The organism is Streptomyces sp. NPDC017936 (assembly GCF_044328485.1).
Lineage (GTDB): Bacteria > Actinomycetota > Actinomycetes > Streptomycetales > Streptomycetaceae > Streptomyces.
The window spans coordinates 527,418-547,339 of sequence record NZ_JBIRHK010000002.1; the positions used below are offsets into that span (position 1 = coordinate 527,418).

General features: G+C 72.7%; 19 protein-coding genes. 17 read left to right on the plus strand and 2 right to left on the minus strand.

Features of this window, described 5'->3' with window-relative positions:
- The first annotated feature begins 200 nt into the window (after positions 1–200).
- On the plus strand, positions 201–719 hold the full coding sequence (locus tag ACH4F6_RS05835) for an ATP-binding protein (protein WP_397958796.1): 519 nt from the start codon (positions 201–203) through the stop codon (positions 717–719).
- Positions 720–809: 90 nt separating this feature from the next.
- Here the strand turns inward: ACH4F6_RS05835 and idi are convergent, their stop codons facing one another.
- Both idi and ACH4F6_RS05845 read right to left on the minus strand, forming a co-directional pair.
- Positions 810–1,403: an isopentenyl-diphosphate Delta-isomerase gene (gene idi, locus ACH4F6_RS05840; RefSeq protein ID WP_397958624.1), complete on the minus strand. Its 594-nt coding sequence runs from the start codon at positions 1,401–1,403 to the stop codon at positions 810–812.
- A gap of 206 nt (positions 1,404–1,609) precedes the next feature.
- Complete coding sequence (locus ACH4F6_RS05845; RefSeq protein WP_397958625.1) at positions 1,610–2,551, minus strand: cation diffusion facilitator family transporter; 942 nt, start codon at positions 2,549–2,551, stop codon at positions 1,610–1,612.
- Between the two features lie 397 nt (positions 2,552–2,948).
- Here ACH4F6_RS05845 and ACH4F6_RS05850 point away from each other — a divergent pair, with 397 nt between their 5' ends.
- From ACH4F6_RS05850 to ispG, 16 genes are all read left to right on the plus strand, one after another.
- On the plus strand, positions 2,949–4,781 hold the full coding sequence (locus ACH4F6_RS05850) for a DUF5941 domain-containing protein (RefSeq protein ID WP_397958626.1): 1,833 nt from the start codon (positions 2,949–2,951) through the stop codon (positions 4,779–4,781).
- Entirely contained in the window at positions 4,778–5,530 is a 753-nt protein-coding gene (locus ACH4F6_RS05855; RefSeq protein WP_397958627.1) for a sugar phosphate nucleotidyltransferase, read from the plus strand. Before ACH4F6_RS05850 ends, ACH4F6_RS05855 begins: the two co-directional genes overlap by 4 nt.
- The gene (locus ACH4F6_RS05860; RefSeq protein ID WP_397958628.1) at positions 5,518–6,579 is read left to right on the plus strand and encodes an iron-containing alcohol dehydrogenase family protein; all 1,062 of its coding nucleotides are present in this window, start codon (positions 5,518–5,520) and stop codon (positions 6,577–6,579) included. Before ACH4F6_RS05855 ends, ACH4F6_RS05860 begins: the two co-directional genes overlap by 13 nt.
- The gene (locus ACH4F6_RS05865) at positions 6,557–7,336 is read left to right on the plus strand and encodes a CDP-alcohol phosphatidyltransferase family protein (protein ID WP_397958629.1); all 780 of its coding nucleotides are present in this window, start codon (positions 6,557–6,559) and stop codon (positions 7,334–7,336) included. Before ACH4F6_RS05860 ends, ACH4F6_RS05865 begins: the two co-directional genes overlap by 23 nt.
- Positions 7,333–8,217: a glycosyltransferase family 2 protein gene (locus ACH4F6_RS05870; RefSeq protein WP_397958630.1), complete on the plus strand. Its 885-nt coding sequence runs from the start codon at positions 7,333–7,335 to the stop codon at positions 8,215–8,217. The genes ACH4F6_RS05865 and ACH4F6_RS05870 overlap by 4 nt, the downstream gene beginning before the upstream one ends.
- Before the next feature lie 96 nt (positions 8,218–8,313).
- Positions 8,314–9,243 (plus strand): ABC transporter permease, encoded by a 930-nt coding sequence (locus ACH4F6_RS05875; protein ID WP_397958631.1) that lies wholly within the window; start codon positions 8,314–8,316, stop codon positions 9,241–9,243.
- On the plus strand, positions 9,236–10,024 hold the full coding sequence (locus tag ACH4F6_RS05880; RefSeq protein WP_397958632.1) for an ABC transporter ATP-binding protein: 789 nt from the start codon (positions 9,236–9,238) through the stop codon (positions 10,022–10,024). Before ACH4F6_RS05875 ends, ACH4F6_RS05880 begins: the two co-directional genes overlap by 8 nt.
- Positions 10,025–10,353: 329 nt before the next feature.
- A complete protein-coding gene (gene hpnC, locus ACH4F6_RS05885; protein ID WP_397958633.1) occupies positions 10,354–11,295 on the plus strand; it encodes a squalene synthase HpnC in 942 nt (313 codons plus the stop codon).
- A complete protein-coding gene (hpnD, locus tag ACH4F6_RS05890; RefSeq protein WP_397958634.1) occupies positions 11,292–12,242 on the plus strand; it encodes a presqualene diphosphate synthase HpnD in 951 nt (316 codons plus the stop codon). Before hpnC ends, hpnD begins: the two co-directional genes overlap by 4 nt.
- A complete protein-coding gene (locus tag ACH4F6_RS05895) occupies positions 12,242–12,394 on the plus strand; it encodes a DUF6380 family protein (RefSeq protein ID WP_397958635.1) in 153 nt (50 codons plus the stop codon). The genes hpnD and ACH4F6_RS05895 overlap by 1 nt, the downstream gene beginning before the upstream one ends.
- Positions 12,391–13,803, plus strand: coding sequence for a hydroxysqualene dehydroxylase HpnE (gene hpnE / locus ACH4F6_RS05900; protein ID WP_397958636.1), 1,413 nt, complete (start codon positions 12,391–12,393; stop codon positions 13,801–13,803). Before ACH4F6_RS05895 ends, hpnE begins: the two co-directional genes overlap by 4 nt.
- A 74-nt stretch (positions 13,804–13,877) precedes the next feature.
- Positions 13,878–14,942: a polyprenyl synthetase family protein gene (locus ACH4F6_RS05905; protein ID WP_397958797.1), complete on the plus strand. Its 1,065-nt coding sequence runs from the start codon at positions 13,878–13,880 to the stop codon at positions 14,940–14,942.
- Positions 14,943–15,061: 119 nt separating this feature from the next.
- Entirely contained in the window at positions 15,062–17,083 is a 2,022-nt protein-coding gene (gene shc / locus ACH4F6_RS05910; protein WP_397958637.1) for a squalene--hopene cyclase, read from the plus strand.
- Positions 17,083–17,724, plus strand: a complete 642-nt coding sequence (locus tag ACH4F6_RS05915; RefSeq protein ID WP_397958638.1) for a 1-hydroxy-2-methyl-2-butenyl 4-diphosphate reductase — start codon at positions 17,083–17,085, stop codon at positions 17,722–17,724. Before shc ends, ACH4F6_RS05915 begins: the two co-directional genes overlap by 1 nt.
- A gap of 5 nt (positions 17,725–17,729) precedes the next feature.
- Entirely contained in the window at positions 17,730–18,752 is a 1,023-nt protein-coding gene (hpnH, locus tag ACH4F6_RS05920) for an adenosyl-hopene transferase HpnH (protein ID WP_397958639.1), read from the plus strand.
- 4 nt (positions 18,753–18,756) lie between these two features.
- Positions 18,757–19,914, plus strand: coding sequence for a flavodoxin-dependent (E)-4-hydroxy-3-methylbut-2-enyl-diphosphate synthase (ispG, locus tag ACH4F6_RS05925; protein WP_397958640.1), 1,158 nt, complete (start codon positions 18,757–18,759; stop codon positions 19,912–19,914).
- The last annotated feature ends 8 nt before the right edge of the window (positions 19,915–19,922 follow it).

Genomic DNA, 19,922 nt, shown 5'->3' on the forward strand with positions numbered 1-19,922 from the left:
CCGATAAACCCGTACAACCCGAAGAATGCGCGAAGGAGGCACGGGCGCGTCAGGACCGGCCGCCTTCGCGGCAGAGCGGGTCAGGGGCGATCGGGAACGCTCGATAAGTGCTGACTTCTGTTCAGGCATCCGGAGGTGAGTGCTTCGCTACCAACACTCGACGCGTGGTGACAATCGAGCGCAAGGGTGGCGACCCGACGATGGACGACCACGGGCGCGGGCCCGGCCCACGCCCAGAAGGCGACGCAGGCGCACCTCGCGAGCCCCTCGAGGACGACCTGCCGCGTCCGCTGCCGTACGAGGGGGTCTGGCGGTTCACCGCCGCCCCCGTCGACGCCTCGGTCCCGCAGGCGCGGCACGCCGTGCGGGACCTGCTGCTGCGCCAGGGGGTGCCGATCTCGGACGACCTCGTCCAGGGACTGCTGCTCATCGTCTCGGAACTCGTGACCAACGCCGTCCGGCACGCGGCGCTGCTGTCGCCCGTGCTCGCGGTGGAGGTGGCCGTCGGCGCCGAGTGGGTGCGGGTGTCCGTGGAGGACAACCACCCCTACCGCCCGACCGCCCTGGAGACCGACCACGGCCGGACCGGAGGCCGGGGCCTGCTCCTGGTCCGGGAGATCACCAGGGAGGCGGGCGGCGTGTGCGACGTCGAGCACACGGCGAGCGGCGGCAAGGTGATCTGGGCCGCCCTGCCGCTCAAACCCACCCGGCTGTTCTGACGACGACGCCACCGGCGCCGGGAACGCCACCGGCACGGCGCACACCACCGCCACCGGCACCACGGACGCCGCCGGCCGGTCCCGGGGACGTCACCAGCCGGCCGACGGGCCCGTCAGCTCCCGGACCGCCGGACGGGCCGCGTCCAGCACGGTCATGAACCACGAGGAGAACGTGCCCTTCGCGTGCCGCTCGGCCAGCTCGGCGGACGTCACGAAGGCCGTGTCGCCGACCTCCTCCGGATCCGGCCGCAGCGGGGCCTGCACCATCCCGACGAACAGGTGGTTGTACTCCTGCTCCACCAGTCCCGAGGCCGGGTCCGGATGGTTGTAGCGGACCGTGCCGGCTTCCGCGAGCAGGGACGGGGACACGCCCAGCTCCTCGAACGTGCGCCGCGCGGCCGCCGCGAACGGCGCCTCACCGGGGTAGGGGTGGCCGCAGCAGGTGTTGGACCAGACGCCGGGGGAGTGGTACTTGCCGAGCGCCCGCTGCTGGAGCAGCAGCCGGCCGTGCTCGTCGAAGAGGAACACGGAGAACGCCCGGTGCAGCTGTCCCGGCGGCTGATGGGCGGCGAGCTTCTCCGCGGTGCCGACGGTCACGCCGTTCTCGTCGACGAGCTCCAGCAGAATCGCGTCCGCGGTGCCGTTCGACGAACCGGTCGTCGTGGTGGCAGGTGTGATCGGCATACCCATCCTTAAGCATCGGTCCTCGCGCCCCCAGTCTGCCGTACGCGTACGGCGCCCCGGGCACTTCGCGCGCATGCCCGCATGTCCCGCGCACGGCGCCGGGGCCGGTGAGTGATCTTGCCCGGCGCGGTGCGCGCGGAACCGTCCTGAACAGATGTGCGCATCCCCCGAGCGCCCGGGAAGGCGTCCTCCGCTCAGCCCTGCGCTCAGTGGCAGAGCCGTGCCTCGTGCGCCGCGTGCCCGCCCGGCTCCAGCTGGAAGGTGCAGTGCGCCACGTCGAAGTGGTGGCCCAGGCAGCCCTGCAGCTCGTGCAGCATCTTCTCGTGGCCGATCGCGCTCAGCACGTCCGAGCGCACCACCACGTGCGCGGACAGCACCGGCATCCCGGAGGTGATGGTCCACGCGTGCAGGTCGTGGACGTCCTCCACACCGTCCAGGGCGAGGATGTGCGCCCGCACCTGGGCCATGTCGACGCCCTTGGGGGCCGCCTCCAGCAGCACGTCCAGCGTCTCGCGCAGCAGCCCGAGGGTCCGCGGCACGATCATCAGGCCGATGACGAGCGAGGCGATCGGGTCGGCGGCCTGCCGGCCGGTGGCCAGGATCACGGCCGCCGAGACCAGCACCGCCACCGAGCCCAGCGCGTCCGCCGCCACCTCCAGGAACGCCCCCCGCACGTTCAGGCTCTCCGCCTGGCCGCGCATCAGCAGGGTGAGCGAGATCATGTTCGCGACCAGGCCGACGGCGCCGAACACGAGCATCAGCCCGCCCTCGGTGGGCGCCGGCGTGAAGAACCGCTGGACCGCCTCGTACAGGACGTAGCCGCCCACCCCGAGCAGCAGCAGACAGTTGGCGAGGGCCGCCAGGATCTCCGCGCGGGCGTAGCCGAAGGTGCGGTTGGCGCTCGCGGGCCGGTTGGCGAAGTGGATGGCGAGCAGCGCCATGACGAGCCCCACCGCGTCCGTCGCCATGTGCGCCGCGTCCGCGATCAGGGCGAGGGAGTCCGCGAGCACTCCGCCGACGATCTCCACCACCGTCACGGTGAGCGTGATCACCAGCGCCGCCCGCAGTCTGCCGCGGTACGCCGCCGCGGCCGTACCGGTCGCCGGCGGGTGTGCGTGCGCATGGCCGTGGTCGTGCCCAGCCCCCATGGAAAAGGACCTCCCGTGATCCGTCCGGGACCCCAGTCAACTACGGGTGGGGGGTATCCGGCAACGCGGCACTGAACACCGTTGTCATGTGCCCTGACCTGCGGAAATTTCTCGCAGGTCAGGACGTGTCCAGGTGCCGCCGGGCCGGTCCGCGCGACCGGAGGGGACCGCGGTTTGTCGGCCGGGGCGCCGATCACCCATGATGATCTCTGCAGAGCCGGTCCGCGCCGTGCCGCCGGCCCGTGTCGATCCGCCCTGAACGGCCGGTGAACACGGCCTTCACGGCATCCGATAGCCTCTGCCGACACGCCGCCCGCCCGGTGCAGCCGCGGAAGGGGCGCCCCCACCATGCAGACGACCGACGCGGACGCGTCGGGACCCAGGGAGTGAGTTCGGTTTGCCGACCGCCATCCTCACCGGTCAGCCGGTCCCCGGATCGTCGATCGAGCCGGACCTGCGGTCCCTCGGCTTCGACGTCCGGGTCGCCGGCGACGCCGCCGACGCGGAGACCCTCCTCGCGGCGGTCCCCGGCGACCAGCGGGTCGCCGTCGTCGACGCCCGCTTCGTGGGTCACCGGCACGCGCTGCGCCTCGGCCTGACCGACCCCCGCTTCCCGCTCGCCGCGCTCCCGGGCGCCGTCACCGCCCAGCCGGCCGGCCGCCAGGCCCTGACCCGCGCGGTGGCCCGCGAGAACTCCGCGAACGGCGGCACGGCCCCCGGGGGCGACACCGCGAGCGCGGAGTCGGGCGCGCAGGACGTCGTCGACGGCCTCGCCGACCGCATCGCCACCGCCCTCGACGCCGACGGCGCCGACGTCCACCGGCCCGAGCTCGGCAGCCTGGTGGCCGCGGTCCCGGCCGACCCGCAGGCCCGCAACGAGGCACGGCAGGCCGTCTCGGCCGTCGACGACGAGGCCGTACGCCTGAAGTCGGCCGTGAAGGCCCGCGACGGCTTCTTCACCACCCACTTCATCAGCCCGTACTCGCGCTACATCGCCCGCTGGTGCGCCCGCCGCGGCCTCACCCCGAACCAGGTCACCACCGCCTCGCTGCTCACCGCGCTGATCGCGGCCGGCTGCGCGGCGACCGGCACCCGCGGCGGGTTCGTCGCCGCCGGCGTCCTGCTGATCGCGTCGTTCGTCCTGGACTGCACCGACGGCCAGCTCGCCCGCTACTCCCTGCAGTACTCCACCCTCGGGGCCTGGCTGGACGCCACGTTCGACCGGGCCAAGGAGTACGCCTACTACGCCGGCCTCGCCCTCGGCGCGGCCCGCGGCGGCGACGACGTCTGGGCCCTCGCGCTGGGCGCCATGATCCTGCAGACCTGCCGGCACGTCGTGGACTTCTCCTTCAACGAGGCCAACCACGACGCCACCGCCAACACCAGTCCCACCGCCGCCCTCTCCGACAAACTCGACAGCGTCGGCTGGACGGTCTGGGTGCGCCGGATGATAGTGCTGCCCATCGGCGAACGATGGGCCATGATCGCCGTCCTGACCGCGGCCACCACGCCCCGCATCACCTTCTACGCGCTGCTGGTCGGCTGCGCCTTCGCGGCCGCCTACACCACCGCCGGGCGGGTCCTGCGGTCGCTGACCCGCCGGGCGCAGCGGACCGACCGGGCGGCACGCGCGCTGGCCGACCTGACCGACGTCGGCCCCCTCGCCGAGGCGGTCGCCCGGGCCGCCCGGGGCAAGGTCCCCCACCTGGCGCCGCTGAGCGCCGCCCTGGGTGCCGCCGCCGTGGTGACCGCCGCGGGGCTGACGGGACCGGGCTGGTGGACCGTCCTGGCGGCCGCCGTGTACGTCCCGCTCTCGGCCGCGGCCGTCGCGCGCCCCCTCACGGGCGCCCTCGACTGGCTCGTCCCCCCGTTCTTCCGCGCCGCCGAATACCTCGCCGTCCTGTTCCTCGCCGCCCGGTCCGATGCGGACGGAGCGCTGCCGGCGGCTTTCGGGCTGGTCGCCGCGGTCGCCTACCATCACTACGACACGGTGTACCGCATCCGCGGGAACGCCGGCGCGCCGCCGGCCTGGCTGGTGCGCGCCGTCGGGGGGCAGGAGGGACGGACCCTGCTGGTCGCGGTCCTGGCGGCGCTGCTCACCGCCGGGCAGTTCACCGTCGCGCTCACGGTGCTCGCCGTGGCCGTCGCCCTGGTGGTGCTCGTCGAGAGCATCCGCTTCTGGGTGTCCGCTGGGGCGCCCGCCGTACACGACGAAGGAGAACCCGCATGATCGGCCTCGTGCTGGCGGCCGGCGCCGGACGGCGTCTGCGCCCCTACACCGACACCCTGCCCAAGGCGCTGGTGCCGGTGGGGCCGGCGGGCATAGAGGGCGAGCCCACGGTCCTGGACCTGACCCTCGGTAACTTCGCCGAGATCGGCCTGACCGAGGTCGCGGTCATCGTCGGCTACCGCAAGGAGGCCGTGTACGCGCGCAAGGCGGCCCTCGAGGAGAAGTACGGCCTCAGGCTCACCCTCATCGACAACGACAAGGCCGAGGAGTGGAACAACGCCTACTCCCTGTGGTGCGGCCGTGACGCCCTCAAGGACGGCGTGATCCTCGCCAACGGCGACACCGTGCACCCGGTCTCCGTCGAGAGGACGCTGCTCGCCGCCCGCGGCGAGGGCAAGAGGATCATCCTCGCGCTGGACACCGTGAAGTCCCTCGCCGACGAGGAGATGAAGGTCGTCGTCGACCCCGACAAGGGCATGACGAGGATCACCAAGCTGATGGACCCGGCCGAGGCCACCGGCGAGTACATCGGCGTCACCCTCATCGAGGGCGACGCCGCCCCCGAGCTGGCCGACGCGCTGAAGACCGTGTGGGAGACCGACCCGCAGCAGTTCTACGAGCACGGCTACCAGGAGCTGGTGAACCGCGGCTTCCGGATCGACGTCGCGCCGATCGGCGACGTCCGGTGGGTGGAGATCGACAACCACGACGACCTCGCCCGGGGACGGGAGATCGCGTGCCAGTACTGACCCGGCTCATCCCCTCGCCGGTGGTCGTGGACATCCGCCCGGGCGCCCTCGACGACCTGGCGTACGTCCTGGCCGACGAGCGCGTCTCGCACTCCGGCCGGCTCGCCGTCGCCGTCAGCGGCGGCTCGGGCGCCCGGCTGCGCGAGCGGCTCGCCCCGTCGATGCCCGGCGCCACCTGGTACGAGGTCGGCGGCGGCACCCTCGACGACGCCGTGCGACTGGCCGGTGACATAAAGGCCGGCCGCTACGACGCGGTCGTGGGCCTGGGCGGCGGCAAGATCATCGACTGTGCCAAGTTCGCCGCGGCGCGCGTCGGCCTGCCCCTGGTCGCCGTCCCGACGAACCTCGCCCACGACGGTCTGTGCTCGCCGGTCGCCACCCTCGACAACGACGCCGGCCGCGGCTCCTACGGCGTGCCGAACCCGATCGCGGTCGTCATCGACCTCGACGTGATCCGCGAGGCCCCGGTGCGGTTCGTGCGCGCCGGCATCGGCGACGCGGTGTCGAACATCTCGGCGATCGCGGACTGGGAGCTCGCCCACCGGGTCAAGGGCGAGAAGATCGACGGCCTCGCCGCCGCGATCGCCCGGCAGGCCGGCGAGGCCGTCCTGCGCCACCCGGGCGGCATCGGCGACACCGGCTTCCTGCAGGTGCTCGCCGAAGCGCTGGTCCTCAGCGGCATCGCCATGTCGGTGTCGGGCGACTCCCGCCCCTCCTCCGGCGCCTGCCACGAGATCAACCACGCCCTCGACCTGCTCTTCCCCCAGCGCGCCGCCGCCCACGGCGAGCAGTGCGGCCTGGGCGCGGCCTTCGCGATGTACCTGCGCGGAGCCCAGGAGGAGTCGGTCCACATGGCCGGCGTGCTCAGACGGCACGGCCTGCCGGTGCTGCCGGAGGAGATCGGGTTCACGGCGGAGGAGTTCGTCCGCGCCGTGGAGTTCGCCCCCGAGACCCGGCCCGGCCGCTACACGATCCTCGAACACCTCGACCTCAAGACCGACCAGATCAAGGACACCTACGCCGACTATGTCAAGGCCATCGGTAGCTGAACTCAGACCGGTCGTCCACCCCCCGGGGGTGAAGGACCGGCGCAGCGGTGAGCACTGGATGGGACGCCTCTACATGCGTGAGGTGTCCCTGCGGGTCGACCGCTACCTGGTGAACACCAGGGTCACGCCCAACCAGCTCACGTATCTGATGACCGTCTTCGGGGTGCTCTCGGCCCCGGCACTCCTCGTGCCGGGGATCTGGGGCGCCGTGCTCGGCGTGGTCTGCGTCCAGCTGTACCTGCTGCTGGACTGCGTGGACGGCGAGATCGCGCGCTGGAAGAAGCAGTACTCGCTGAACGGGGTCTACCTGGACCGCGTCGGCGCGTACCTCACCGACGCCGCCGTGCTCACCGGCCTCGGGCTGCGCGCCGCCGACCTGTGGGGGAGCGGCCGCATCGACTGGCTGTGGGCCTTCCTCGGCACGCTGGCCGCGCTCGGCGCGATCCTGATCAAGGCCGAGACCGACCTGGTCGGCGTCGCCCGGCACCAGGCCGGGAAGCCGCCGGTCCAGGAGACCGCCGCCGAGATGCGCTCCTCCGGCATGGCCCTGGCCCGCCGGGCCGCCGCGGCGCTGAAGTTCCACCGGCTGATCCTGGGCATCGAGGCGTCCCTGCTGATCCTGGCCCTGGCGGTCGCCGACCACCTGCGCGGCGACCTCTTCTTCACCCGGCTCGGCGTCGCCGTCCTCGCGGGCATCGCCCTGCTGCAGACCCTGCTCCACCTGGTGTCCATCCTCGCGTCGAGCAGGCTGAAGTGAGCGCGCCCCTGAAGGTCGGCGCGGTGATCATCACCATGGGCAACCGCCCCGACGAGCTCAGCGCCCTGATCGACTCGGTCGCCCGGCAGGACGGCGACCCGGTCGAGGTGGTCGTCGTCGGCAACGGCTCCCCCGTGCCGGACGTCCCCGACGGCGTGCGGACCGTGGAGCTGCCCGAGAACCTGGGCATCCCGGGCGGCCGCAACGTCGGCATCGAGGCCTTCGGCCCCAGCGGCCGCGACGTCGACATCGTCCTCTTCCTCGACGACGACGGCCTGCTCGCGCGCCACGACACCGCCGAGCTGTGCCGCCGGGCCTTCGAGGCCGACCCGAAGCTCGGCATCATCAGCTTCCGCATCGCCGACCCGGACACCGGCGAGACCCAGCGCCGGCACGTCCCCCGGCTGCGGGCCTCCGACCCGATGCGCTCCTCCCGGGTCACCACCTTCCTGGGCGGCGCCAACGCCGTCCGCACCCGGGTCTTCGCCGAGGTCGGCGGCCTGCCGGACGAGTTCTTCTACGCACACGAGGAGACCGACCTGGCCTGGCGGGCCCTCGACGCGGGCTGGATGATCGACTACCGGTCCGACATGGTGCTGTACCACCCGACGACCGCGCCCTCGCGGCACGCGGTCTACCACCGCATGGTCGCCCGCAACCGCGTCTGGCTGGCCCGCCGCAACCTCCCCGCCCTCCTGGTCCCGGCCTATCTCGGGGTCTGGCTGCTGCTCACGCTGGCGCGCCGCCCCTCCCGGCCCGCGCTGAAGGCGTGGCTCGGCGGATTCCGGGAAGGGTGGACCACACCGTGCGGACCGCGCAGGCCCATGAAGTGGCGTACGGTGTGGCGGCTGACCCGGCTGGGCCGGCCTCCCGTCATCTGACAAGCTCGTCCCCGGGGGCCCCGGAGCGTTCCGCGGCCCCCGGCTCGTGCCAGACCCGATCAGGCTGCGCATCCCGAAGACGAAAGTTTCCTACTGGTGAGTGAGACAACGCATGACGGCGGAGTCGCGGTGAGCGCGCCCCCGTCGCCCGACGAGGGCCTCACGGCGGCGCAGCTGGCCGCCAAGCACGGGCTGGCCGTGAGCGGTGCCCGGCCTTCCCTGCCGGACTACGTCCGCCAGCTCTGGGGCCGGCGCCACTTCATCCTGGCCTTCTCCTCGGCGAAGCTGACCGCGCAGTACAGCCAGGCCAAGCTGGGCCAGCTGTGGCAGGTGGCCACCCCGCTGCTGAACGCGGGCGTCTACTTCGCGATCTTCGGGCTGATCCTCGACGCGGGCCGCGGGATGGACAAGGACGTGTACATCCCGTTCCTCGTCACGGGCGTCTTCGTCTTCACCTTCACCCAGAGCTCCGTGATGAGCGGGGTCCGCGCGATCTCCGGCAACCTCGGCCTGGTCCGCGCCCTGCACTTCCCGCGTGCCTCGCTGCCCATCTCCTTCGCGCTCCAGCAGCTCCAGCAGCTGCTGTACTCGATGGTCGTGCTGTTCGCCGTGGCGATCGGCTTCGGCAGCTACCCGGACGCCTCCTGGGCGCTGATCGTCCCGGTGCTCGTCCTGCAGTTCTGCTTCAACACCGGCCTGGCGCTGATCTTCGCCCGGGCCGGCGCGAAGACCCCGGACCTCGCGCAGCTGATGCCGTTCGTGATGCGCACCTGGATGTACGCGTCCGGCGTGATGTTCTCCATCCCGGTCTTCCTCGCCGACAAGCCGCAGTGGGTGGCCAACGTCCTGCAGTGGAACCCGGCCGCCATCTACATGGACCTCATGCGTTTCTCCCTCATCGAGGAGTACGGCGCCGAGAACCTCCCCGACCACGTCTGGGCGGCCGCGGGCGGCTGGGCGCTGCTGTTCGCCGTCGGCGGCTTCGTGTACTTCTGGAAGGCGGAGGAGAGGTACGGCCGTGGCTGAGAAGGTTCCGGGGCAGCGGGTCCCCACCGTCATCGCCGACGACGTGCACATCGTGTACCGCGTCAACGGCGCGAAGACCGGCAAGGGCAGCGCCACCGCCGCCCTGAGCCGCATCCTCAAGCGGGGCTCCGGCGACGCCGAGCGCGGGGTGCGCAAGGTGCACGCGGTGCGCGGCGTCTCCTTCGTCGCCCACCGGGGCGAGGCCATCGGCCTGATCGGCTCCAACGGCTCCGGCAAGTCGACGCTGCTGCGCGCCATCGCCGGTCTGCTGCCCCCCGAGAGCGGCAAGGTCTACACCGACGGCCAGCCCTCGCTCCTCGGCGTCAACGCCGCCCTGATGAACGACCTGACCGGCGAGCGCAACGTCATCCTCGGCGGTCTGGCCATGGGCATGTCCCGGGAGCAGATCAAGGAGCGCTACCAGGAGATCGTCGACTTCTCCGGCATCAATGAGAAGGGCGACTTCATCACCCTGCCGATGCGCACCTACTCCTCCGGCATGCAGGCGCGGCTGCGCTTCTCCATCGCCGCCGCCAAGGACCACGACGTCCTGATGATCGACGAGGCCCTGGCCACCGGTGACGCGAAGTTCCGGCTGCGCTCCGAGGCCCGCATCCGGGAGCTGCGCGAGGAGGCCGGCACGGTGTTCCTGGTCAGCCACAGCAACAAGTCGATCCGGGACACCTGCGACCGCGTCCTGTGGCTGGAGCGCGGCGAGCTGCGCATGGACGGCCCGACCGACGAGGTCCTCAAGGAGTACGAGAAGTTCTCGGGCAAGTAGCCCGTCCTCCGCGGGGCCCCGCCGGAACTGTCCGGCGGGGCCCCGCGTCTGCAAAGGAAACGTCAACTCCGGCCCCGCTGGGGAATCTTGACGCCGATCGGTGTGTTGTTGTGATCTGCGGAGCACCCCCGCGATCCCCGCCTCGTTGTACAACGTAAGCTGTACCGGTCCCGAAACACGTCAAGTGGGGCGATAATGCGCGACACCCTCGGACAGGGCTGCCGTGCGCGCGGCCGGGCGGCGTGTCCGAAATAGTGGGTCTCGGGTTGTCGGTGTAGAACGGGAGATGTGACGGCAATGGCTACGGAAACTCCCCAGCTCAACGCAGCATGCGCCGTCCTGGTCCGGGGCAGCCGGCGGTGACGGCCCGGACCGCGCCGCGCCCGGTGGACCCGGAGCGCGGCACCCTCGCCAAGGCCGCGGACGAGAACTTCCCCGTGGCCCCCTTCTTCCTCCCCCGGGCCTGGCGCGACGACCTCATGGCCGTGTACGGCTTCGCCCGCCTCGTCGACGACATCGGCGACGGCGACCTGGCCCCGGGCGGCGCCGACGCCCGCCTGCTCGGCGTGCCGGCGGACCGGGCCGGGGACCGTCTCGTCCTGCTGGACGCCTTCGAGGACGACCTGCGCCGTGTCTTCGGCGGCGCCGACGGCCCGCCCCGCCACCCGCTGCTGCGCCGCCTGCAGCCGACGGTCCGCCGCCGCGCGCTCACCCCCGAGCCGTTCCTCGGCCTGATCGCCGCCAACCGCCAGGACCAGCTCGTCACCCGCTACGAGACCTACGACGACCTCCTCGCCTACTGCGAACTGTCCGCCAACCCCGTGGGCCGGCTCGTCCTCGCCGTCACCGGCACCTCGACCCCCGAGCGGATCCGCCGCTCCGACGCGATCTGCACCGCCCTGCAGATCGTGGAGCACCTCCAGGACGTGGCCGAGGACCTCGGCCGCGACCGCGTCTACCTGCCCGCCGCCGACATGAAGCGCTTCCACGTCCAGGAGGCGGACCTCGCCGTGCCCAGCGCGGGCGCGTCGGTGCGCGCGCTGGTCGCGCACGAGGCGCAACGCGCCCGCGATCTGCTGAATGAGGGCGCCCCCCTGGTGGGTAGCGTCCACGGCAGACTGAGGCTGCTGCTCGCGGGATTCGTGGCGGGGGGACGGGCGGCGATCCACGCGATCGCCGCCGCCGAGTACGACGTACTTCCCGGCCCGCCCAAGCCCGGCAAGCTCCGGTTGCTGCGCGAGGTGGGCGTGACCCTGCGAGGAGAGGGGTGATCCGGGCCGTGGAGTCCGCACCACACGTGTCCGCGCCGGTACTCGCCGCCTACGGCTACTGCGAGGCCGTCACCGGACAACAGGCCCGCAACTTCGCCTACGGCATCCGGCTGCTGCCCGCACCGAAGCGGCGCGCGATGTCGGCGCTGTACGCGTTCTCGCGCCGCGTCGACGACATCGGCGACGGCACGCTCGACGGCGACGTCAAGACCGCCCGGCTCGAGGACACCCGGGCGCTGCTGGACCGGGTGCGCGCGGGCGAGGTCGACGAGGACGACACCGACCCCGTCGCGGTCGCCCTCACGCACGCCGCCCGGGTCTTCCCGATCCCGCTGGGCGGCCTGGACGAGCTGATCGACGGCGTCCTGATGGACGTCCGCGGCGAGACCTACGAGACCTGGGACGACCTGAGGACGTACTGCCGCTGCGTGGCGGGCGCCATCGGCCGGCTCTCGCTCGGCGTGTTCGGCACGGAACCGGGCGCGCGCGGCGCCGAGCGCGCCCCGGAGTACGCCGACACGCTCGGGCTCGCGCTGCAGCTCACCAACATCCTCCGGGACGTCCGCGAGGACGCGGCGGGCGGCCGCACCTACCTGCCCGCCGACGACCTCGCGAAGTTCGGCTGCTCGGCCGGGTTCGACGGGCCGCGGCCGCCGGAGGGCTCCGACTTCGCGGGCCTCGTGCACTTCGAGGTGCGACGGGCCCGCGCCCTCTTCGCCGAGGGCTACCGGCTGCTGCCCCTGCTGGACCGGCGCAGCGGCGCCTGTGTCGCCGCGATGGCCGGCATCTACCGCCGCCTCCTGGACCGCATCGAGCGCGACCCCGAGGCCGTCCTGCGCGGCCGGGTCTCCCTGCCCGGCCGGGAGAAGGCCTACGTCGCCGTGCGCGGACTGTCCGGCCTCGACGCCCGGCACGTCTCCCGGCTGGCCGTCAGGAGGCAGGCCTGATGGACACCCGGGGCGACACTGCGGGCCGAGGTGAGCGCACCGGCGAAAAACGGCGGGCAACCCTCCGGTGCGGCGCGGCGTCCCTGACTGCGACGGCCCGCCGGGGAGCGTGCCGGCGGCACGGCGGCCGCGCAGGGGAGGATGCACGATGAGCGAGGAGCTGCTCTCGGACGCGCCGGAGGGATCCGGGCGGGAGGCCGTCGTGGTCGGGGGCGGGCTGGCCGGCGTCACCGCCGCGCTCGCGCTCGCCGACGCGGGCGTACGCGTCACCCTGCTCGAGGGCAGGCCCCGGCTGGGCGGTCTGGCCTTCTCCTTCCGGCGCGGCGGGCTCACCGTCGACAACGGCCAGCACGTGTACCTGCGCTGCTGCACCGCCTACCGCTGGTTCCTCGACCGGATCGGGGGCAGCGCGCTGGCGCCCCTGCAGGAACGTCTCGACGTGCCCGTCGTCGACCTGGCCAAGCCCGAGGGGCGGCGGCTCGGCAGGCTGCGGCGCGACGCCCTGCCCGTCCCCCTCCACCTGGCGCGCAGCCTCGCCGCGTACCCGCACCTCTCGCTCGCCGAGCGCGCCCGGGTGGGCCGGGCCGCGCTCGCGCTCAAGGGGCTCGACCCCGCCGATCCGCGCCTGGACGCGCAGGACTTCGGCAGCTGGCTGACCGCGCACGGCCAGTCGCCGCGTGCCGTCGAGGCACTGTGGGACCTGGTCGGGGTCGCCACCCTCAACGCGGTCGCGCACGACGCCTCCCTCGGGCTCGCCGCGATGGTGTTCAGAACCGGCCTGCTCTCCGACCCGGGCGCGGCCGACATCGGCTGGGCGCGCGTCCCGCTGGGCGAGCTGCACGACCGGCTCGCCCGCGAGGCGCTCGACTCCGCGGGCGTGCGCACCGAGGTCCGCACCCGCGTCACCTCCCTCTCCCGCGACGGTGACGGGAGCTGGAGCGTCCAGGTGCCCGGGAGGACGCTCCGGACCGACGCGGTCGTGCTCGCCGTGCCGCAGCGCGAGGCGTACGGCCTGCTGCCGGACGGGGCGCTCGAGGCGCCCGAGCGGTTGCTGGAGATCGGCACCGCCCCCATCCTGAACGTCCACGTCGTCTACGACCGCACGGTCCTCGACGTCCCCTTCCTCTGCGCGCTCGGCACGCCCGTGCAGTGGGTGTTCGACCGCACCGACGCCTCCGGGCTGCGCGAGGGCCAGTACCTCGCGCTGTCGCAGTCCGCCGCGCAGGACGAGATCGACGAGCCCGTGGCCGCGCTGCGCGAGCGCTACCTGCCCGAGCTGGAGCGGCTGCTGCCGGGCACGCGCGGCGCCGCGGTGAAGGACTTCTTCGTGACCAGGGAGCGCACGGCGACGTTCGCCCCCACCCCCGGCGTCGGACGGCTCAGGCCCGGCGCCCGCACCAAGGCACCCGGCCTGTACCTGGCCGGAGCGTGGACCGCCACCGGGTGGCCCGCGACCATGGAGAGTGCGGTCCGCAGCGGTGTGAGCGCGGCGGACGCCGCGCTCGGCGCCCTGGGCCGGCCCCGCCCCCACCGCCTCTTCGCTCTCGAGGAGGCGGCCTGATGTTCGATCAGCACGGCTCGGCACGTCCCCGCACCCCCTCCGGCACCGCGACAAGAGGAGAAACCGTGCCCCCTGTGCCCCCGGCCCCCGCGGCCGCTCGAGAGACCGCGGTCGACGTGGCCGCGCTCCTGGAGCGCGGGCGGACCCTGGCCACACCGGTGCTGCGGGCGGCCGTCGACCGTCTGGCGCCCCCCATGGACACGGTCGCCGCCTACCACTTCGGCTGGATCGACGCCCAGGGGAACCCGACCGACGGCGACGGCGGCAAGGCCGTGCGTCCCGCGCTCGCGGTGCTCTCCGCGGAGGTCGCCGGCGCCGCGCCCGAGGTGGGCGTCCCCGGCGCGGTCGCCGTCGAGCTGGTGCACAACTTCTCGCTCCTGCACGACGACCTGATGGACGGCGACGAGCAGCGCCGCCACCGCGACACCGTCTGGAAGGTGCACGGCCCCGCCCAGGCCATCCTGGTCGGCGACGCCCTGTTCGCCCTGGCCAACGAGGTCCTGCTGGAGCTCGGCACCGTCGAGGCCGGACGGGCGACCCGCCGGCTGACCACCGCCACCCGCGCCCTGATCGACGGTCAGGCGCAGGACATCTCCTACGAGCACCGCGACCGCGTCAGCGTCGAGGAGTGCCTGGAGATGGAGGGCAACAAGACCGGCGCCCTGCTGGCCTGCGCCAGCTCCATCGGCGCCGTGCTCGGCGGCGCGGACGAGCGCACCGCCGACACGCTGGAGAAGTACGGCTACCACCTCGGCCTGGCCTTCCAGGCCGTCGACGACCTCCTCGGCATCTGGGGCGACCCGGTCTCCACCGGCAAGCAGACCTGGAGCGACCTGCGCCAGCGCAAGAAGTCCCTGCCGGTCGTGGCCGCCCTCGCGGCGGGCGGCCCGGCCTCCGAGCGGCTCGGCGAGATGCTCGCCGCGGACGCCAAGAGCAGCGACTTCGAGAACTTCTCCGAGGAGGAGTTCGCGGCCCGGGCCGCCCTCATCGAGGAGGCCGGCGGCCGCGAGTGGACCGCGCGGGAAGCACGCCGTCAGCACACCGTCGCCATCGAAGCGCTCGACGCCGTCGACATGCCCGAGCAGGTCCGGGCCCGGTTCACGGCGCTCGCCGACTTCGTCGTCGTACGAAAGAGATGATCCCTATCGGTCGAATAGCCCTCGCGTAGTCGCCGGCCGGTGCAGCGAGGCGAGTGACGCACCGGCCGACGGCGGACCCACAGCAGCACGACTTCGCACGACTGCACGAAGGGGAAGCCATGACAGCGACGACCGACGGAAGCACCGGGGCCCTGCCGCCCCGCGCTGCCGCGGCCAGCGACACCGACATCGACACCCCCGGGGCGGCCGGGGTACAAGAAGCCGCCGAGAGCGCGATGCGGCGCGCCACCGACTTCCTGCTCGCCCGGCAGGACGCCGAGGGCTGGTGGAAGGGCGACCTCGAGACGAACGTCACGATGGACGCCGAGGACCTGCTGCTCCGTCAGTTCCTGGGCATCCGCGACGAGCCGACCACGCGGGCCGCCGCCCTCTTCGTCAGGGGCGAGCAGCGCGAGGACGGCTCGTGGGCCACCTTCTACGGCGGACCCGGCGACCTCTCCGCCACCATCGAGGCGTACGTCGCCCTGCGCCTGGCCGGGGACCCGCCCGACGCGGCCCACATGGCGCGGGCCTCCGCCTGGGTCCGCGACCGGGGCGGTATCGCCGCCGCCCGGGTCTTCACCCGGATCTGGCTGGCCCTGTTCGGCTGGTGGAAGTGGGAGGACCTGCCCGAACTCCCGCCGGAGCTGCTGTACTTCCCGAAGTGGTTCCCGCTCAGCATCTACAACTTCGGCTGCTGGGCCCGGCAGACGATCGTCCCGCTCACCGTCGTCTCGGCGAAGCGCCCGGTGCGTCCGGCGCCGTTCCCGCTCGACGAACTGCACACCGATCCCGAGAACCCCGATCCGCCCCGGCCCCTCGCCCCGGTGAACAGCTGGGACGGGCTCTTCCAGCGGCTCGACAAGGTGGTGCGCGGCTACCGCCGGGTCGCGGTGCGCAGGCTCCGCCGAGCGGCCATGAACGACGCCGCCCGCTGGATCATCGAGCGGCAGGAGAACGACGGCTGCTGGGGCGGCATCCAGCCCCCGGCCGTGTACTCCGTCATCGCCCTGTACCTGCTCGGCTACGACCTCGAGCACCCCGTGATGCGCGAGGGGCTGAAGTCGCTGGACCGTTACGCCGTGTGGCGCGAGGACGGGGCCCGGATGATCGAGGCCTGCCAGTCCCCGGTGTGGGACACCTGCCTGGCGACCATCGCGCTCGCCGACGCCGGACTGCCCGCCGACCACCCGCAGCTGGTCAAGGCCGCCGACTGGATGCTGGGCGAGCAGGTCGTGCGCCCCGGCGACTGGTCCGTCCGCAGGCCCCAGCTCCCGCCGGGCGGCTGGGCGTTCGAGTTCCACAACGACAACTACCCCGACATCGACGACACCGCCGAGGTCGTCCTCGCGCTGCGCCGGGTGCGCCACCACGACCCGGAGCGGGTGGACCGGGCGATCGCGCGCGGGGTGCGCTGGAACCTCGGGATGCAGTCGAGGAACGGCGCCTGGGGCGCCTTCGACGTCGACAACACCAGCCCGTTCCCCAACCGGCTGCCGTTCTGCGACTTCGGCGAGGTCATCGACCCGCCGTCGGCGGACGTCACCGCGCACGTCGTCGAGATGCTCGCCGTCGAGGGGCTCGCCCACGACCCGCGCACCCGGCGCGGCATCGACTGGCTGCTGGCCGAACAGGAGCCGGACGGTTCGTGGTTCGGACGCTGGGGCGTCAACTACGTCTACGGCACCGGCTCGGTGGTGCCCGCGCTGACCGCGGCCGGACTGCCCACGCGGCACCCGGCGATCCGCCGGGCGGTGGCCTGGCTGCAGCGGGTGCAGAACGACGACGGCGGCTGGGGCGAGGACCTGCGCTCCTACCGGGACCCCGGCCGGTTCGCCGGCCGGGGCGCCTCCACCGCCTCCCAGACGGCCTGGGCGCTGATGGCGCTGCTGGCGGCGGGGGAGAGGGACTCCCGGGCCGTCGAGCGGGGCGTCGCCTGGCTGGCGCGGACCCAGCGGCAGGACGGCTCCTGGGACGAGCCCTACTTCACCGGCACCGGCTTCCCGTGGGACTTCTCCATCAACTACCACCTCTACCGGCAGGTGTTCCCGCTCACCGCGCTCGGCCGGTACGTCCACGGGGAGCCGTTCGCCGCCGGGGCCCCCGCCGCCGCGGTCCCCGTCGAGGTCGAGGGAAGCTGATGAACGCCCAGCCCGCCTCCGCCCCGCTGCTGATCGCCTGCGCGCTCGGCATCGAGCACCTCGCCCTGCGCATGGGCGACCGCGGCGGGGCCGGCGGGCCGGTCACGGTCCTGCGCACCGGCATGGGACCGAAGGCGGCCGAGCGCTCCGTCACCCGGGTCCTGGCCGACCCGGTGCTCGGCGGCGCGGCGGTGCTGGCCACCGGCTTCTGCGCGGGGCTCGCCCCCGGCATGCACCCCGGTGACCTGGTGGTCGCCGAGAAGACCCGCGACCCGCGCGGCACGGTGCCGTGCGTGGGCACCGAACTGCTCGTCAAGGAACTCGTGCGCACGCTGCCCGGGCGCACCGTCCACACCGGCCCCCTCACCGGTTCCGACCACGTCGTGCGCGGCCCCGAGCGGTCCGACCTGCTCGCCACCGGCGCGATCGCGGTCGACATGGAGTCGGCGGCCACGCTCCTGAGCGCCGTCCGCGCGGGGACGCGCCCGGTTGCGGCCGTCCGGGTGGTCGTGGACGCTCCTGAACATGAACTCGTCCGGATCGGCACGGTGCGCGGTGGAATATCGGCTTTCCGCGTCCTTCGTTCCGTCCTGCCTGCATTCTTCGAATGGCACCGCAATGTGCTGCTCCCCCGGAGGTGAGCCGAATGGCCATGCCGCTGCGCCAGTCCATCAAGGTCGCTACCTACTTGGCTGAACAAAAGCTCCGCAAACGGGACAAGTTCCCGCTCATCGTCGAGTTGGAGCCCCTCTTCGCCTGCAACCTCAAGTGCGAGGGCTGCGGCAAGATCCAGCATCCGGCGGGAGTGCTCAAACAGCGCATGCCGGTCGCCCAGGCGGTGGGAGCGGTGCTCGAATCCGGCGCTCCCATGGTGTCGATCGCGGGCGGCGAACCGCTGATGCACCCTCACATCGACGAGATCGTGCGGCAGTTGGTGGCGAGAAGGAAGTACGTCTTCCTGTGCACCAACGCGATGCTGCTGCGCAAGAAGATCGACCGGTTCAAGCCCTCCCCCTACTTCGCCTTCGCCGTGCACATCGACGGGCTGCGCGAGCGGCACGACGAGTCGGTGGCGAAGGAGGGCGTGTTCGACGAGGCCGTGGAGGCGATCAAGGAGGCCAAACGGCGCGGCTTCCGCGTCACCACCAACTCCACCTTCTTCAACACCGACACCCCGCAGACCATCGTCGAGGTGCTGAACTTCCTCAACGACGACCTCGAGGTCGACGAGATGATGATCTCGCCCGCCTACGCCTACGAGAAGGCGCCCGACCAGGAGCACTTCCTCGGCGTGGAGCAGACCCGCGAGCTGTTCAAGAAGGCCTTCGCGGGCGGCAACCGGCGCCGCTGGCGCCTCAACCACTCCCCGCTCTTCCTCGACTTCCTCGAGGGCAAGGTCGACTTCCCGTGCACGGCCTGGGCGATCCCGAACTACTCGCTCTTCGGCTGGCAGCGCCCCTGCTACCTGATGAGCGACGGGTACGTGCCGACGTACCGCGAACTCATCGAGAAGACCGACTGGGACAAGTACGGCCGCGGCAGGGACCCGCGCTGCGCCAACTGCATGGCGCACTGCGGCTACGAGCCCACCGCCGTCCTCGCCACCATGGGATCGCTGAAGGAGTCGCTGCGCGCGATGCGCGAGACGGTCTCCGGGAACCGGGAGTGAGGCCGTGACCGCCGTCTCCCTGGGCGTCCCCGAGGTGCCCCTCCGGCCGGTCGCCGAGCGGCGCGCGTCGCGGCGGATCCACGTCGGGCCGGTCCCGGTCGGGGGCGGGGCCCCCGTGTCCGTGCAGTCGATGACCACGACCCGTACGTCCGACGTCGGCGCGACCCTCCAGCAGATCGCCGAGCTGACCGCGTCCGGCTGCCAGATCGTCCGCGTGGCCTGTCCCACGCAGGACGACGCGGACGCCCTCGCGACCATCGCGCGCAAGTCGCAGATCCCGGTCATCGCCGACATCCACTTCCAGCCCAAGTACGTGTTCGCCGCCATCGAGGCCGGCTGCGCCGCGGTCCGGGTGAACCCCGGCAACATCAAGCAGTTCGACGACAAGGTCAAGGAGATCGCGCGCGCCGCGAAGGACCACGGCACGCCGATCCGCATCGGCGTCAACGCCGGCTCGCTGGACCGCCGCCTGCTGCAGAAGTACGGCAAGGCGACGCCCGAGGCCCTGGTGGAGTCGGCGCTGTGGGAGGCCTCCCTCTTCGAGGAGCACGGCTTCCGCGACATCAAGATCTCCGTCAAGCACAACGACCCGGTCGTGATGATCGAGGCCTACCGCCAGCTCGCCGCCCGGTGCGACTACCCCCTCCACCTCGGGGTGACCGAGGCGGGCCCCGCCTTCCAGGGCACGATCAAGTCCGCGGTCGCCTTCGGCGCCCTGCTCTCCCAGGGCATCGGCGACACCGTCCGGGTGTCGCTGAGCGCGCCCCCGGTCGAGGAGGTCAAGGTCGGCATCCGGATCCTGGAGTCCCTGGGGCTGCGGCAGCGACGTCTGGAGATCGTCTCCTGCCCGTCCTGCGGCCGCGCCCAGGTCGACGTCTACAAGCTGGCCGACGAGGTCACGGCGGGCCTGGAAGGCATGGAGGTCCCGCTGCGCGTGGCCGTCATGGGGTGCGTGGTGAACGGTCCCGGCGAGGCCCGCGAGGCCGACCTCGGCGTCGCCTCCGGCAACGGCAAGGGCCAGATCTTCGTCAAGGGCGAGGTCGTGAAGACCGTCCCCGAGTCCAAGATCGTGGAAACCCTCATCGAGGAGGCGATGAGGATCGCCGAGCGGATGGAACAGGACGGCGTCGCGGCGGGGGAGCCGGCCGTCACCGTGAGCTGAGCAGCACG